Genomic DNA, 15,789 nt, shown 5'->3' on the forward strand with positions numbered 1-15,789 from the left:
AAGGTATAGTAAGATTTATCGATTTATTTTTTAATCTTTAATTCTTGGCGAATGATTTAGGATTGCTATATTAATCATATCATTTAACTCTAATTTGCTCATTAATTCCTAATTAAGTTAAAAATCATCGTCTAATTGTACATCCCATTTGGCAGAAAGCACTTCTCCTAACATATCTTCTAAATTATCAAAACCAAGATTTTTAGAGGTTTGTTGATCTTGACAAGGTGTAACAAGGGGAATTAATGTTAATTTGCGATTATCTTGCACTAAATCAAAATGACTTTCATGAAGGGATACTTGACTTAGTTGTAAATAATCAAAACTCTGAAGATTTATATATAAACTATTATTTATTACTACTGTAGCCTGATTAGGATCGTTAAAAACTTCTAAAATCCAACCTTGTCCTTGATTTTGTATCACACCATCAAGGGTATGTATATAACGTACTTGAGTTAAATCATTAATTAAACGTTTGATGTCTTCTTTATTAACTAATATTCCTGATTCAATAATGCAAGGTGATGGTAAATGACAATAGTTTGGTTTGTGATTCATAGTAATTAACCCTTTTTTTTCGCTCTTACTTACTAATTAATTTGATGATAGGTAAAAAATATTAACATAAATCTGATTTATTTCAGTACGTTAATACTATTTTTTTTGATGGTTTTAGCACTGTAGGCTATGGAAGAAAAAACTCACAATATTTTACTGATTAACCTTTACCTCAAAGAGAAATAAGTTATCAGTTATTGCTTAATTTTTCAGATTTGAAACTTTAGAATTACATTATAATTAACTCTAACAAAGTCAAATCTATTCAAGATAAACTCAATCTTCGACAACTAAATTCTGATGTTGAGATTGACATAACCTGAGATTTTTTGACAAACAAGCCAAAATCTATTTTCATGTTAGTAGCAGATCTCAGATTAAATGATTTTTTTTTGTTTGCTACGACACAATTTTAACCTAAAATTTCCTTTTTGTTTAGGTTTATTTTTATATGTTAATTGATTATGAAAAAATTGATCCCCTCTTTTTTTGGGGCAGTAGTTTTTTACACTATAATTCCTATTTCTTCTGTTTTTTCTGTAAACTTTTGTAAAATTGCAGTATGGTTACCTTGGGTAGGTATTGTTATCGGCATTTTATTGGGATTAATAGCTGAATTTTTTACCTTAATTGGCATTCCCTCTCTAACTAAAGCAGTATTAATTGTTAGTTTGTGGATTCTGATAACCGGAGGTTTACATTTAGACGGAGTCATGGATACTGCTGATGGTTTAGCCGTGCAAAATCCCGAAAAAAAACTAGAAGTAATGCGAGATAGTCAAACCGGTGCTTTTGGAGTCATGGCAGGAATTGTCGTTATTACTTTAAAAATTGCCAGTGTCAGTGAAATTACGGAGAATTTATGGTTTAATTTAATTTTAGTCTCTAGTTGGGGACGTTGGGGACAATTAATAGCCATCGCACTATACCTTTATCTAAGGGAAAAAGGAAAAGGGGCATTTTTGAAAGAAAACCTCCATTTACCTATAGATGTGATTATTAGCTCATTATTCATCATACCTTTAGTAATTACTCAATATTTTTGGCTAAATCAATCATTTACGATAATTACCTTAACTTTGCTTATAAGTATAACCATACCATTATTAACAGGATGGTGGTTTAAACAGCAATTAGGAGGGCATACAGGAGATACTTACGGAGCAACAGTAGAATGGAGTGAAGCTTTGATCTTATCAGTATTAACAATTCTTGATCATTAATTAGGTTATAACCTCAGATGCATCTAAGTTTATTTTCTGTGGGTAAGCAACGATGTACAAGGGCAAGAGTTTTTTAAATTTTTTACTAATTTTAAGTGCAATAAATGTGTTTTAGTTTATCCTGTGCCCTTAATATTTATTTATATATCGATTATCAATCAGGATGAATTATAGGTCTTTCATAAATATATTAGGATTTTAAATAAATTATTTATTGCCACTGTTACTAAATCTTTATCATTTACTATTGACTATATATTTACTATTTACTATTGATTATTTACTATTCATCATTAATTGTTTGCTAAGATGACTATTGCTAGAACAATTTGTTTAGGTTTTATTGCGGTAATTTTATTCGGCACATTATTATTAATGATGCCTTTTTCTACCACTACTGGAGATTGGGGAAATTTCATTACTGCCTTATTTACATCCACTTCTGCCGTCTGTGTTACCGGCTTAACAGTAGTTGACACTGGTAGTTATTTTTCTTTTTGGGGAGAATTATCTATTGCTGGGTTAATTCAAGTAGGTGGTTTTGGATATATGACAACTACCACCTTTTTAATTTTATTAATCGGCAAAAAATTTGATTTTCGGCAAAAAATAGCTATCAATGAATCATTTGATCGACCATTTCTTCAGGGTAGTCGAAATTTAGTTATCTCAGTGTTGGCTACGACACTTTCTTTAGAATTAATAGCGATAATGTGTTTATTCCCTATTTTTAGTAACGATTATGGAATTCTACAAGGATTATGGTTAGCTATTTTTCATACTGTCAGTGCATGGAATAATGCAGGTTTTGGTTTATTTCCTGATAATCCCATCAGTTATCAAACCTCTATCCCCGTCAACTTAGTTATTACGGGCTTAATTATTTTCGGCGGTATTGGCTATCAAACTATCATTGAATTCTATTTTTGGATTATTGATAAATTTAACCTCAAAAAACATCACCAATACGAATTTTCTCTTAACTTTAAAGTTGTTACCAAAACTACTGCGATACTTTTATTATTTGGCACAGTAGCTTTTTACATAACTGAATATCATAATACCGATACCTTTGCTTCTTTACCTCTTGGGGATAAAATTCTTACATCATGGTTTCAATCTGTTACCACCAGAACAGCCGGTTTCAATACGGTTGACATTGGGAAAATGACTACGGCAGGTTTATTTATTTCCATCGGCTTAATGTTTGTGGGCGCTAGTCCTAGTGGTACTGGTGGAGGAATTAAAACGACAACTTTAAGTATTTTGATGAATAGTACAAGAGCAGTATTAAAAGGACAAGAAAAAGTTATATTACATCAAAGAGAAGTGCCAGTCTCTCTAATTTTAAAAGCTATGGCTGTAGTTTTTGGCTCTGCCCTCACGGTGATTATAATGACATTTATTCTTTCTTTACTTCATCCTGATTTTCTATTTATTGATATATTATTTGAAGTAGTGTCAGCTTTTGCTACTGTAGGCTTATCAACAGGAATCACAGCTACTTTATCAACTTTTGGAAAATTAGCATTAGTTTTGACTATGTATTTAGGAAGAGTCGGAGTATTATTATTTATGGCAGCGATTGTAGGAGATCCTCGACCTAGTAGAATTAATTATCCTGAAGAAAATCTGTTAATAGGGTAAATTTATGACAACCAATAATAAACCAACATCTAGTAATACTAATCAAAAATTTAAGAATATTTTTAGTTTAGATCTAAGTTCGATCAAATTTTTAAATAATTTACGCAAAGAAAGCCGTCAATTTGGAGTAATTGGTTTAGGTAGATTTGGCAGGGCGGTATGTGAAACCCTTTATAACATGGGTTATGATGTTTTAGGGGTTGATGTTGATGAAAAGTTAGTCGCTCAAGCCTTAACTGATAAAATAGCTAGTAGTGCCATTCGTCTTGATTGTACCGAAGTTAGTGCCTTAAAAGAAGCTGGTATTTTAGAATTAGACACTGTTATTGTTGCCATTGGTAATTATTTAGAAGAAAGTATTGTTACTACTCTCAACGTCAAAGAAGCTGGAGTAAAATATATTGTTGCCAAAGCTTCATCAGAAACCCATGGTAAATTACTCAAAAAAGTTGGTGCTGATTTAGTTGTTTATCCTGAACATGAAGCCGGTTGCGAATTAGCTTATACTCTTACTAAACCTGGAATACTCGATCGTTTTGAATTAGATCCTGATAATAGCATTGTGGAGGTATCTATTCCACCAGAATTTGACGGTAAAACCTTAGCGGAAGTTAAATTAAGAAGTTACTACGGTTTAAATGTCTTAGCTGTTGGTAACGATGACAAATTTATGATTAATCCTCCTCCTAATTATGTCTTGACTCAAGGGTTATCAATGGTGGTAATCGGTTCAAACAAAGATATTAACAAATTATAGTTTAGTTTAATTTTTATCTAAAAGAAAAAAGGAAATTCACCTATCAAAAATTTGTGTTGAATTTTTGTAAAAGTTAAGGGAATAGAATCATAAGGCTAAAATGATTTTAATTTGATTAGACTTCTCCATAAATTATTATTTTTAATAAAGGATCATTTAAAATTTAACGTCAATTTACAAACTATAAAGAAAAATTGATTACATTTTAATATTATGGTAGATGTCTATTGTACTTTGTTATTTAGCTAGAAGAAATCTATTGTTAATTGTTAATTGTTAATTGTTAATTGTTAATTACCTACTAGAATTCAAGACTTTTTTAGAGTTTGTTTGACTTTCTTCTTGACAATGAGGACAAGAAACAGGATAGTAGTCAAAAGAATTGAGATAATCTGATGCTCTTTTTTCCAGAATTTTTCCAGTACCTTTACATTTAATGCAAAATTTCATAGCCTTATAAATAATTGATTAATTGCAGTAATAAAATTAATTTAACCATTTTTAGAGAATTTTATATCGTTAATTTTACTTATCTTTTAGTTAAGTTATGTTAATGTTTTTCCGTATTTACTAAGTACAACTTCTTTATAAAAATTTAAGATTTAAGATTTATTTAATATTTGATTAAAAATCTTATTTTGCCATAGAAAAAATCAAGAAAAAATTAACTAACACCGATATAAGCGACAATCAAGAATAAAGCATCCGTAAAAATAGTCGCTAATACAGCGCCGGCAAAAGCAATATAATGACTTTCTTTTTTTACTAAAGCCGATAAACTAATTCCTAACAAGACATTTGTAAGTAAGACAGCCCAACTAATTCCTCCCACAGTCTGGACTTGGGCGATCGCTCCTTGTAAAATAGGTTTAACTAAAGTAGGATCACTAACCATAATCTCCTGCCAATAAGGGATTAATCCTACTAGGTAAAAGTATAAATCAGTAATAGCAGTACCGATCAAAGAACCAAGATAAAAATAATTACCAATTAAACCCCATCCTTTCCAGATACACCATAAAGCAAAAGGTAAACCAATGGCTTCAATGGGGATATGAATAGCTGGATTATAGCGTAACCAACCCCAATAAATTGAACCACAAAGCCAACTCCAACTAAAACCCCAGAGAATGTCACCCCAAAAATAAGTATGAGGTTGACGCTTCAAAGAGAAACTGAGTTGAATCCATAGCAAAGTTAAAATCAGACTTAAAGAAGGGAAAATTCTAACTAAAGGCGCTTGAAAAAAGACAGGAATAGAAACTAAAAAAGCCGAAGTGAAAAAAACCACGACATTTTGACGCTTTTGTTTTTGCCACCACCAACTGATAAGAAAATTCAGAAAATTCTCTCTAAGGGTAGGGAAAAAAGTAGTTAACTGAGATAACAAGGTATGATTTAACAAAATTGCTTAAGATTTCTTTACTTTACTTAATATTAAGATATTGTAAGGGTAAATACTCATTATGGGAATTAGATCAACTTATTATTAGTAACTTATTGTTGATTAGACATCTTTGAATATCCCCCCTATGGGTATTATCATAACTTAATTTTGAGTGGTTATCCAAAAAAATACTTTAAAGTAATAAGTAATAAGCAATCAGTAAATAATTGCGCTTAGAATTGAAAGGAGGATCGATATAGCATAAGTCCACTGATTCATCTTTAATATGTCGTATTAAAACCTCTAATAACTTTGGTAGTAATAGGACAAAGTATAATTAATTTAACATATATTTTTCATTAGTTATTAGGTAAAAATATCCTTTTCTTTTTAAAATTATGTTCATTTATTAAATTGAATTAGTAATTGATTACTATTAAGTTCTGTTTGTTTTTCCGCACTTTTTAACACTTTTAAGACTAATCTTATATCAAGTCTTTTTTGTTCTTCTATTATCTCTTTTACGGTTATTATAGAAATTTTATCCACAGGATTACTCATAAATTTACTTTGATAAATTCCTGCTTCTTTAGCAGTTTTAATCATATCTTTTGTCGGTTCATTGAGAGTAAGAAAAATTCCTAATGTTGCCTCATTTATAGCGATCGTGCCTAATAAATCCCTAATATCTCCTGATTTTATCTTGCCAGACTTAACTTGAATAATAATTTTTTCTGGTTTATCTTTACCACTATCAAAAAATGCGATGCCGTCAATGCCTTTATCCGCACCTTTTTTATCGTTAATAGTTGCTCTATTATTAGTGTAAGTTAAAACCGCCCATTTTTCAAATTCTTTACGAGTTCTGTCATCTTTTTTCAAAGCTAAAGCGGAGGCAGATTCCATGTCTTTAGGAATACCATTAAGGGTGATATTTTCTAAAACTCCCTTACCGAAACTGTCTTCTAAACGCTTTAAAATTAAACTTATACTTTGATAGGTTATATCAATGCCAATCCAATTTCGGTTTAATTTTTGGGCAACGGCAATAGTTGTACCGCAACCGCAAAAGGCATCTAAAATAACATCATTTTCGTTACTACTTGCCTTAATAATTCTCTCTAATAATGCCTCTGGTTTTTGTGTTGGATAACCTAATCTTTCTTTTGAAGTAGGAGAAATTTTGTTAATGTCATGCCAAAAATTATCAATTTGTCTTCCTTTTGCTTCATCCAAATACATTTTTTGACTTAATGTTTTGCCTGTTTTTGACTTAACAATTTTTCCCTCTTCATACATTTTTTGCATTTTTTCTTGAGAGAAACGCCAATAACCTTTTACCTCTAAAAATTCATAATAAGGATTACCTTTTGCGGCGCCACCAGGACCATCAACTGGTGCTAATCTATAAATTCTATTAGTATTTTCTTCTACATATTTATAATCTCTTTTTAAGGCTGTTTCAGTATAACTTTCATATTGTGCATTAAATAAATAATTGTTAGCATCTTTGACGTAAAATAAGATAATATCTGTAATTCTTCCAAAATGTTTTGCACCTTGTTTTTCATCACCTTTAGCTGTCGATCTTTTCCATGTAATTTCGTTTATATAATCACCTTTTTGAGAGCAAAAAATAGCATCTAAAACTAATTTTAAATAATGAGACGCAGTGGGATCACAATGAAGATAAAAGCTACCAGTAGGCTTTAAAACTCGATGAATTTCGACAATTCTTAAAGTCATATTTACCAGATAAGCAAAAAGGCTTCCCTTACCTAAAACTGGCTCTAATCCACAGATTAAATCAACGGTTTTTTGAGAGAATTTACCGTGATAATTTTTCTTAATTTCTGCTAAACCAAGATTAGCTAAATCATCCCATGTCCAAGTATCAATAAAAGCCTGAGCTTGGGCTGGATCTTCTTTACCAATATTGTTATAAATTTGGTTATAATTACGTTTAGAATTGAAGGGCGGATCGATATAACATAAGTCAACTGATTCATCTTTAATATGTCGTCTTAAAACTTCTAAATTATCGCCGTAAAAAAGTTGATTATTCATCTTAACCTTAACTTAAATTTTGTTTATAACCTTTGCGTCTTTGCTCCTTTGCGAGAAAAAAACTAATATAGGGAAATGATCGATAATAGAGAACTGATAAGAAAAAAAATTTTCGATTTTCCTTGACTTTTTTCATTTTTTTCGTCAAAATAGAAGATATAAATCTTATAATGGAAATCCTAGTGTTTATATCTAAAAATTAAAATAGCCCCATTATAATAATTTTAACAAAAATTTCAAGACGTGCCAAGGGACAAGCCCAATTTTTAGCAATTTTTTTAGTTAATCAGAAAAATTAATTGTATATAGGTAATACAAGACAAAGCAAGGCAGGGGTTTAAACCCCTTGTTACTTTAAAAATTTTTCTTATGATTCACTCAGGTTAGATTAAGGTGCAGGAGGCGGGGCAGGTGTAGGCATTTGAGGTGATGGTTGAGGAGGTGTCGGGTTAGGAGTATTACCACCATAATTAGGATAATAAGGGTTAAAACCACCATAAGGATCAACGGTTTGACTTGGTGCTTGAGATTTACCCGGTAAGGTTGCTAAAGCTACTCTTTCCCCACCCACTTCTTTAAGCATATCTAAGACTTCAATTACTTGACTATAACGAACTTCTTGAGAAGCATGAAGAACCATTAACCCACTAGGATTAAGACTATGATAGTTTTTAATAGCACTGTAAAGTTGTACTTGACTAACGGGTTGTTTTTCAAGATATAGTTGTCCTCTATTATCCAAACTTACTACTAACATTTCTCTCATTTCTGCAGTGCCAGTAGCTGCTTTAGGAAGATTTAAACTAATAGCTTGTTGACGAGAAAAACCTACTGCCGCCAAAATAAAAAACGTTAAGATACAAAAAATAACGTCAATCATTGGTACAATTTCGATACTTACTTGTTGTTCAGTAATATCTTGCCATAATTTAAAAGGTTTGACAGGATGTTTACTCTGACGAAATTGATTATGTAGTTTTTTTTCTGTTATCTTTGATTCTGTGGATATTTGAGTCATAAGGAATTAATGCTTTTTTCGGATATAACAATCTTATAGGAGTTATGAAAATATCAACACCCTATGATTGATGATTGTTATTTTAGCACTATCGATCTTTTTTTTGGCGAAGTACTCATACAAAAAGAAAAATTGATGATTTCCTGTTTAAAATTAATACTAATTTTAATTTTGCAAGAGGTCTAATGAGTGCGTAACGTCAGTTATTAACTAGAAATTTGTAACTTCTTAATAGCTACCTTCCTCAGAATAGTCTTTGACACAGACTCTCATTCCTAATTGTTTTAAATAATTGATATGCTCTATGGTTGCTTCCCAAACAGTACCATAATTAATGTAGTCAATATTAAATTCTTGACAAGTTTGTTTTACTATGTGATGAATATTGGGATAATGAATATGAGACATACGCGGGAAAATATGATGCTCAATTTGAAAATTTAATCCCCCTAAATACCAGGTTAAAAGCCAGTTATGTGTAGCAAAATTAGCAGTAGTTTTTACTTGATGTATAGCCCATTCATCTTGTAAATATTGACTTTGAGCTATGGGAAAATCATTTTTATTCATAATATGGGCAAGATTAAAGATAATGGAAAGATTAAATCCTACCATACCTAAAATTAGGAGATTGGCCATAATTACATGGGAAATGGGATGAAAAAAACTGGGTAATATTAAAGCATAAAAAATATAAAAAGCCTTAAAAAAAAGTAAAAGACTAACTTTTTTATAACCTAAATTTGGTAACTTATAATCACCGATTTTACCAGTAATTAACTTTTGAAAATCAGATAAATAAATCCAATAAAATAATAAAATTGCGTAAACCAAAACAAAGTATAAATGTTGAAAACGATGCCAAGGTTTCCATTCTTGATGAGGATTTAATCTTAGTAAAGATAAAGTTTCCATATCCGCATCAATATTGTCAATATTTGTATAGGTGTGATGTAAGAAATTGTGGGCTTGTTTCCATAATGCACTACTGCCACCGACAAAATCTAAAGATAATGACCCTAGTTTATTTAACCATAAATGATTCGAGTAACTGTTATGATTTGCGTCATGTTGAATATTAAAACCAATCATCACATAAAATTGAGATAACAGAAAACCGATCAATAAAGCAGCCCAAAGATTATGAGTAAAAAAGATCAGAGAAATATAACAAGTTATGTAACCAACAAGGATTATTGCAGATTTAAGAAATATTTGCCAGTTACCATGATAATGTAATTTTTCTTGGGCGAAATATTGATCAACACGAAGTTTTAACGTTTTATAAAAGCCCGTTTTTTGGGGAAATTTAGCAAGAGTCATTCTGTCGATTTATTTGTATGAAAATCAAGATTAGAGCGGTAACTATGGCTACCAGTAAAAACCATAGCACGATCCATACTCCATTGATTCAAAAAAAATCGGACGAATAATTATTTACCCTTGATGTTCAAATACGTTACTATAATACATTAAATCTAAATCGACAAATAAAGAAATAGCGTCAAAACATCTTTTAGTTAATTCCCACCGATCTTCTCTTTGTAACATATTAATTAATTTTTCTCGCACCCGGATTAGATAACGAACATCATTGGCAGCATAACTGAGTTGTTCTGGTGATAAACTATTAACATTACCCCAATCTGAACTTTGAGCTTTTTTATCTAACTCTACTCCTTCTAATTCTTGTACAAGGCTTTTTAAACCATGACTTTGAGTATAAGTACGAGCAATTTTACTAGCGATTTTGGTACAAAAAATAGATTTTGTTTCCACATCAAAAGTATGTTTAAATTGAGCTACATCAAAACGAGCGTAATGAAAGATTTTTGTGATAGCAGAAGATTCTAAAAGTTTTGTCAAATTTGGTGCGCCAGTTTGCCCTTTAGCAATACGAATAGCAGTAACAAAACCTTCAGGGTCACATATTTGTACTAAACAGAGGCGATCGCGCTGAGGCACTAATCCCATAGTTTCAGTATCCATAGCTAAACATTCTGCTTGAAGATATTGATTAAAAATATTTTCGGGTAAATCCTCTTGACAAACTAAAAATTGATCTAATGACATATATAAAATTAAGAATTAAGAATTAAGAATTAAGCATCGTTGCCTCTTTATTACCTAACTTGTGCCACAAGTCTATTGTATAGAGTAAATGGGTTTAAACTCATTGTTATCAAGGATTTTGTCAAAATAAAATCCACAATTAATTACCATTAAGAGCTATAAAATTTTCGGTGGTGTAAAGGTGTCAGGTATGGTAAAGGGGTTAGGTATAGCAAGGGGTTTAAGCCCCTTATTAAAAAATTCACCAAAAATATATCTTAAATGTTCGAGCGTGGTTTACCGTTAAACCGGCAACAAATATCGGATATTCAAAGCAGAAGAACTGAGGTATTAATTATACTTACCTACTTATTAAGTTCTGCTACTTTCATTATTGTAAAGGTTGAATATTGTTTAACTCCTAACCTTACCTATTCTTCCTGATGGCGTGGATAAATTTGTTCTGCTTCAGGACAATCATCAGACACAAGTATATCACTATAACCACGAGGCACAGAAGCTAATTTACGACTAATTGCACCAATACTTTCAAGGCGAACAAATTCTTCCCATGAACTATTTTCATAGTCTTCATCCATTTCATAGCGGATTGAAACTACATCACCTTCAATGCCAATAATTTGAGCATCTTCAATCCAACGTTGCTGATCTCGCAGGAAAACAGAGACATCACAACCTTCTTTATACATTTGATATATTTTGCGGTCTAACATAGACTTCTCCTTACACTGCTAAAGATCAAAATAATTTTTAGGATAATTGTAATGGTAAAACTTCTCAAGGTGAGTTTTTTTTTCAAGGTAGAGATAAATAAGAATGTCCATTTTAACTAAAATCAAGGACTCGAGTGGACAAAAACCTGAGAGAGATAAAACAGAAAAGCCATGAAGAAACACTTTTGATGGGCATAGTTATTGTTAAGATAAAACAGGTTCTAAGATTGCACTGATGAACTGATGAATCTATCGTAGCATTTTATTTGGACTTATATTGTTTTGATTAGCTTGAATAAGACTAAAAGTATATTTACTTACAAGTTCTGTTTGTTCTAACATGGCAAAATGTCCACATTGATCAATTTCATAGACGTTTCGTTGATGATCTTGAAAAAGGCAATGAAAACTAGCTAAATGTTTAACGTATTGAGTTTCCATAATTTGATCTTGTTTTCCAGCGATAAAATAAACTGGTTGAGATAAACGGGCTACTATTTGCGGCAAATAATGAACTTCATCTTCTGTAGTAGATTCTAATAATGAACCGATGGCGGCTTTCTCATCAGCAAATAAAAAATCTTTAAGTCTTTGTTTTCCCCAGGTAATTTCTAAAGGTTTTTTCACCATCATCCTCGCAAAAATAAAGTCAAAAAACGGTATTTTTAAAAACCATTGGGGGCGAAATTTGACGAGATTTTCTCCTGCTTTGCGGAAACGTTCAAATTCTTCCTTCAAATAAATTCCACCCCCTGCATTAATACAAATTACCCCTTGCACAATATCATTACAAATATCAGCACCCCATAGAGCAATACTACCACCTAAAGAATGACCGATGAGCCAAGCCTTATGGATCTTTAATTTGGTTAATAATTCTTTTAAATCTTGTGCATAACTATGTAAATTAAAGCATAAAGGTATATTTTCTGAGAATAATTGATTGTTGTCACCGTTATTTTGAGTCATGAATGAAGAAGGTAATCGAGATGAGCCAAATCCTTTTAAATCATAAGCTAAACAAGAATATTCACCTTTAAGTTGGTTGATTAATGGTATCCAATATTGATAACTTAGTAGCCATCCATGAATAAAAACCAGTACGGGCTTAGATGATTCGGCAGATTCACTTTCGATAAATTGGTAAAAATGATCAACACCACGAATATTAATCTGATTCATTAATTCACTTGAGCTTGATTAATTCCTGAAATCTTCTCAGAAATTATTAAAAAATTGATTTTATTATTCTTTTTAATATAACCTACAATTACCATCTGCAAACTATAAAATTATAGAAAGTAGAAAAAAGGGAAAAGTTTTTAATTATCCATCTTGCCTAATCATTACCAATGATCTATAATAATGACCTATTATCAATTATCAACTATCAATTGAGCGAATCCTATTCGCTTCTCCTGTCTTCTTGTCTTCTGGTTTATCGGTTTTTCCGGTATTCCAGTATTCTATTTATTCTTGAAGATAATTAATTTTGATTACCTACTTATTGTAATAAGTTACCAGGTATATTCAATATATTGCCTTTTAGATCTGTTACTACAATGTCCCACTGACCATTATTTGCTATTTCAAAAGTAATTCTTTCACCATTACTGCTAATCATCGGATTTCGGATTTCATTTCTGATTTGAGTCATTAAAGGGCGTTTTTGTTGAGTTGTGCGATCGTATAAGTATAATCCGGATTTTCCTTGAGTTGAACCAGTAAAAACTAAATAACGTCCATCTTCTGATATTGAAGGATTTGATGCAATTTCTTCCAGAGAATTTAAGTTAGGTAAATCAATTAAACGACGATTCTTAGCATCAAATAAAAAGACATCCTGAGAACCATTACGATCAGATGCAAAAGTAATATATTCTCCAGCAATAAAAGGATTTAATTCTGATGAACGACTATTGAAACTTCTGTTATTATCAGAAAAAGGAAAACTTAACAATCGGGGATAATTACTACAACTGGTTAAGAAAAAAGCCGATACCATAAAATTAATCAAGGGAAATAATTTCATATTATTTAGTGAAATTAGTAATAAGTGGGTAGAGACATTTTGCTGTGTAATTCCTAATTCCTAACAAGGGGTTTAAACCGCTTGCTAATTAGTAATTCCTCATTTTATTATTCCTCTTGCCAATTAGGTTTAGGCTCTGCTACTTTAAAAGGAGAATTACGATTATTCGGAGGATAAAATAGAATTTCTCCTTGAGAATTTTTGTTATTTTGACTATTTTTATAACCCTCACCTTTACGTCTAGCTGCAGTTTTTTCATCGCTAGTTTCTTCTGCTATTACTTCATAAAGAATTGCTAATTTTTCCGTATTATTTGCTTTTCTTAAAATTCTACCTAATCGTTGTATATATTCTCTAGTTGAACCAGTACCAGATAAAATAATCGCTATTTTAGCATCAGGCACGTCAACTCCTTCATTAAGTACATGAGAAGCTACTAAAATTTTATATTCTCCCCTCCGATATTTGGTTAAAATTTGATGCCTTTCTTTGACAGGAGTTTGATAAGTAATAGCTGGAATTAAATATTCTTGAGAAATACGATAAACAGTAGCATTATCATTGGTAAAAATTAGCACTTTATCGGGATAATGTTTTTCTATTAAATCCCTTAATACTTTTAATTTAGCATTTGTCCCTGAAGCAATTTCCTTTGATTCTCGATGAGCTAACATTGCTTTTCTGCCTTCATTTGTTTTTGCACTGGCTTTAATAAATAACTGCCAACCATCAAGGCTAGAAAGAGAAATATTTGATTGTTTTAAAAAGTTATTTCTAGTTTTTATCGCTTGTTCATAACGTCTTTTTTCTTCTTTTTCTAATGAAACTTTGATCGGTATAACTTGATATTCGGATAAAGTATTTTTAGATAATTCTTCAGGAGTTTTACGATAAATAACTTTACCAATTAAACTATCTAAATAACAATGACTTCCGTCACCTCTTTCGGGTGTTGCCGTCAATCCCAGTCGATAAGGTGCAATGGATTCTTCTGCTATCACCTGAAAAAAATCTGTAGGTAAATGATGACATTCATCGAAAATCAACAATCCGTAATGATTCCCTAATGCTTTAGCATGAATCGCCGCACTATGATAAGTTGCTATTAAAATCGGTGTTCGATCATGTGCCCCCCCCCCCAACAATCCAACTTCAATATTCGGAAACCCAATCTCAATTTGTGCATACCATTGGTGCATTAAATCTAATGTTGGTACTACAATTAAAGTAGTTCGAGGAGTACAGGCGATCGCCAATTGTGCTAAGTAAGTTTTACCGGCTGCGGTTGGTAAGACAACAACTCCTTTTCGTTGTGCTGTTTTCCATGCCTCTAAGGCTTCTTTTTGATGAGGATAAGGGGTTTTTTGCAGATTTGATTGAATTTCGAGAGAGAAAAATTCCTTTGCAGAGTCGATGAAATCAATATTTTCCTCCTCAAAAGTCTCGATTAATGAGCGATAATAAATAGCCGGAATACGAAATTTCTCAATTCTATCATCCCATGTGGCAAAATTTATCCATGCTTTTCCTCTTGGGGGTGGATGTAAAATTAATGTACCACGATCATAAGTTAATTTACTAGCACGATTCATTAATAATTAATGATAAAAATAATAATTGAGCTAATTTTGATTATACTTTTTATCCTAACATATTTTCTTTAATGAAACATTAACTTTCTGTGAATAATTGTGATTTTTGATTTTTCTCGCAAAGGCGCTTATGGTGCAAAGGTTTTTAAGATAATTAATATTTCTTTATTCTAAATTTAGAGTTTAATTAACGCTAGAAATATTTGCTATACTTTAATCAGATAAAATTAAATAATATTGCTATGATTGACTACCAATTAGTATTAAAAGAATTAGATAATATTCAAACTATTCAAGAGCCGAAAGAAGTTAAACAACTTTCTCAAGATTATTATTATTTTAGTCCAATTTTAAAACCTCAATTACAAGATAAAATTGCCGATTTAGTAGTAATGCCTACCAATGAAGAAGAAGTTTTAACAGTAGCGAAAATTTGTGTCAAATATCAAATTCCTTTAACAGTTAGAGGTGCTGGTACAGGTAATTATGGGCAATGTGTTCCCCTTAATGGTGGTATTGTTTTAGATATGACAAAGATGAAAAAAATTCACTGGATAAAATCAGGAGTTGCTTGTGTTGATTCAGGGATAAAAATGAGTCTTTTAGAGAAAGAAACTAAAAAAAAAGGTTGGGAATTGCGCATGATTCCTTCTACTTATAAAATTGCAACATTAGGAGGTTTTATTGGCGGTGGTAGTGGTGGCATTTGGTCACTAAAT

General features: G+C 31.2%; 15 protein-coding genes. 4 read left to right on the plus strand and 11 right to left on the minus strand.

The window, feature by feature from the left end; all coding sequences use genetic code 11:
• Window positions 1-117: 117 nt before the first annotated feature.
• The gene (locus tag FWJ34_RS11705) at window positions 118-561 is read right to left on the minus strand and encodes a hypothetical protein (protein WP_308255503.1); all 444 of its coding nucleotides are present in this window, start codon (window positions 559-561) and stop codon (window positions 118-120) included.
• 464 nt (window positions 562-1,025) lie between these two features.
• On the opposite strand from FWJ34_RS11705, the gene cobS reads away from it, so the two are divergent.
• The 3 genes from cobS to FWJ34_RS11720 all read left to right on the plus strand — a co-directional run bounded on the left by cobS (window position 1,026) and on the right by FWJ34_RS11720 (window position 4,188).
• The gene (gene cobS / locus FWJ34_RS11710) at window positions 1,026-1,784 is read left to right on the plus strand and encodes an adenosylcobinamide-GDP ribazoletransferase (RefSeq protein WP_308255504.1); all 759 of its coding nucleotides are present in this window, start codon (window positions 1,026-1,028) and stop codon (window positions 1,782-1,784) included.
• A gap of 309 nt (window positions 1,785-2,093) precedes the next feature.
• Entirely contained in the window at window positions 2,094-3,431 is a 1,338-nt protein-coding gene (locus tag FWJ34_RS11715; protein WP_308255505.1) for a TrkH family potassium uptake protein, read from the plus strand.
• Between the two features lie 4 nt (window positions 3,432-3,435).
• Entirely contained in the window at window positions 3,436-4,188 is a 753-nt protein-coding gene (locus tag FWJ34_RS11720; RefSeq protein WP_308255506.1) for a TrkA family potassium uptake protein, read from the plus strand.
• A gap of 294 nt (window positions 4,189-4,482) precedes the next feature.
• Here the strand turns inward: FWJ34_RS11720 and FWJ34_RS11725 are convergent, their stop codons facing one another.
• The 10 genes from FWJ34_RS11725 to FWJ34_RS11770 form a co-directional block, all read right to left on the minus strand.
• A complete protein-coding gene (locus tag FWJ34_RS11725; RefSeq protein WP_308255507.1) occupies window positions 4,483-4,638 on the minus strand; it encodes a hypothetical protein in 156 nt (51 codons plus the stop codon).
• Window positions 4,639-4,852: 214 nt separating this feature from the next.
• Window positions 4,853-5,593 carry a DUF3120 domain-containing protein gene (locus FWJ34_RS11730; RefSeq protein ID WP_308255508.1) on the minus strand — a complete coding sequence of 247 codons (741 nt, stop codon included), beginning with the start codon at window positions 5,591-5,593 and terminating at the stop codon, window positions 4,853-4,855.
• A 384-nt stretch (window positions 5,594-5,977) separates the two neighbouring features.
• A complete protein-coding gene (locus tag FWJ34_RS11735) occupies window positions 5,978-7,642 on the minus strand; it encodes a DNA methyltransferase (RefSeq protein WP_308255509.1) in 1,665 nt (554 codons plus the stop codon).
• A gap of 388 nt (window positions 7,643-8,030) precedes the next feature.
• Window positions 8,031-8,660, minus strand: coding sequence for a biopolymer transporter ExbD (locus tag FWJ34_RS11740; RefSeq protein WP_308255510.1), 630 nt, complete (start codon window positions 8,658-8,660; stop codon window positions 8,031-8,033).
• Between the two features lie 228 nt (window positions 8,661-8,888).
• Entirely contained in the window at window positions 8,889-9,983 is a 1,095-nt protein-coding gene (locus FWJ34_RS11745) for an acyl-CoA desaturase (protein ID WP_308255511.1), read from the minus strand.
• Between the two features lie 114 nt (window positions 9,984-10,097).
• The gene (locus FWJ34_RS11750) at window positions 10,098-10,733 is read right to left on the minus strand and encodes a ribonuclease H-like domain-containing protein (RefSeq protein WP_308255512.1); all 636 of its coding nucleotides are present in this window, start codon (window positions 10,731-10,733) and stop codon (window positions 10,098-10,100) included.
• A 410-nt stretch (window positions 10,734-11,143) separates the two neighbouring features.
• Window positions 11,144-11,446: a DUF6679 family protein gene (locus FWJ34_RS11755; RefSeq protein ID WP_308255513.1), complete on the minus strand. Its 303-nt coding sequence runs from the start codon at window positions 11,444-11,446 to the stop codon at window positions 11,144-11,146.
• A 249-nt stretch (window positions 11,447-11,695) separates the two neighbouring features.
• On the minus strand, window positions 11,696-12,628 hold the full coding sequence (locus FWJ34_RS11760) for an alpha/beta hydrolase (protein ID WP_308255514.1): 933 nt from the start codon (window positions 12,626-12,628) through the stop codon (window positions 11,696-11,698).
• Window positions 12,629-12,950: 322 nt separating this feature from the next.
• Window positions 12,951-13,478, minus strand: coding sequence for a Tol biopolymer transporter periplasmic protein (locus tag FWJ34_RS11765; protein ID WP_308255515.1), 528 nt, complete (start codon window positions 13,476-13,478; stop codon window positions 12,951-12,953).
• 107 nt (window positions 13,479-13,585) lie between these two features.
• Complete coding sequence (locus FWJ34_RS11770) at window positions 13,586-15,070, minus strand: DEAD/DEAH box helicase family protein (RefSeq protein ID WP_308255516.1); 1,485 nt, start codon at window positions 15,068-15,070, stop codon at window positions 13,586-13,588.
• 242 nt (window positions 15,071-15,312) lie between these two features.
• Here FWJ34_RS11770 and FWJ34_RS11775 point away from each other — a divergent pair.
• Window positions 15,313-15,789, plus strand: a 477-nt coding sequence (locus tag FWJ34_RS11775) for an FAD-binding oxidoreductase (protein ID WP_308255517.1), incomplete at its 3' end; no start/stop codon positions are given.

Source organism: Geminocystis sp. GBBB08, from assembly GCF_016743215.1.
In the GTDB taxonomy this organism is placed as follows: domain Bacteria; phylum Cyanobacteriota; class Cyanobacteriia; order Cyanobacteriales; family Cyanobacteriaceae; genus Geminocystis.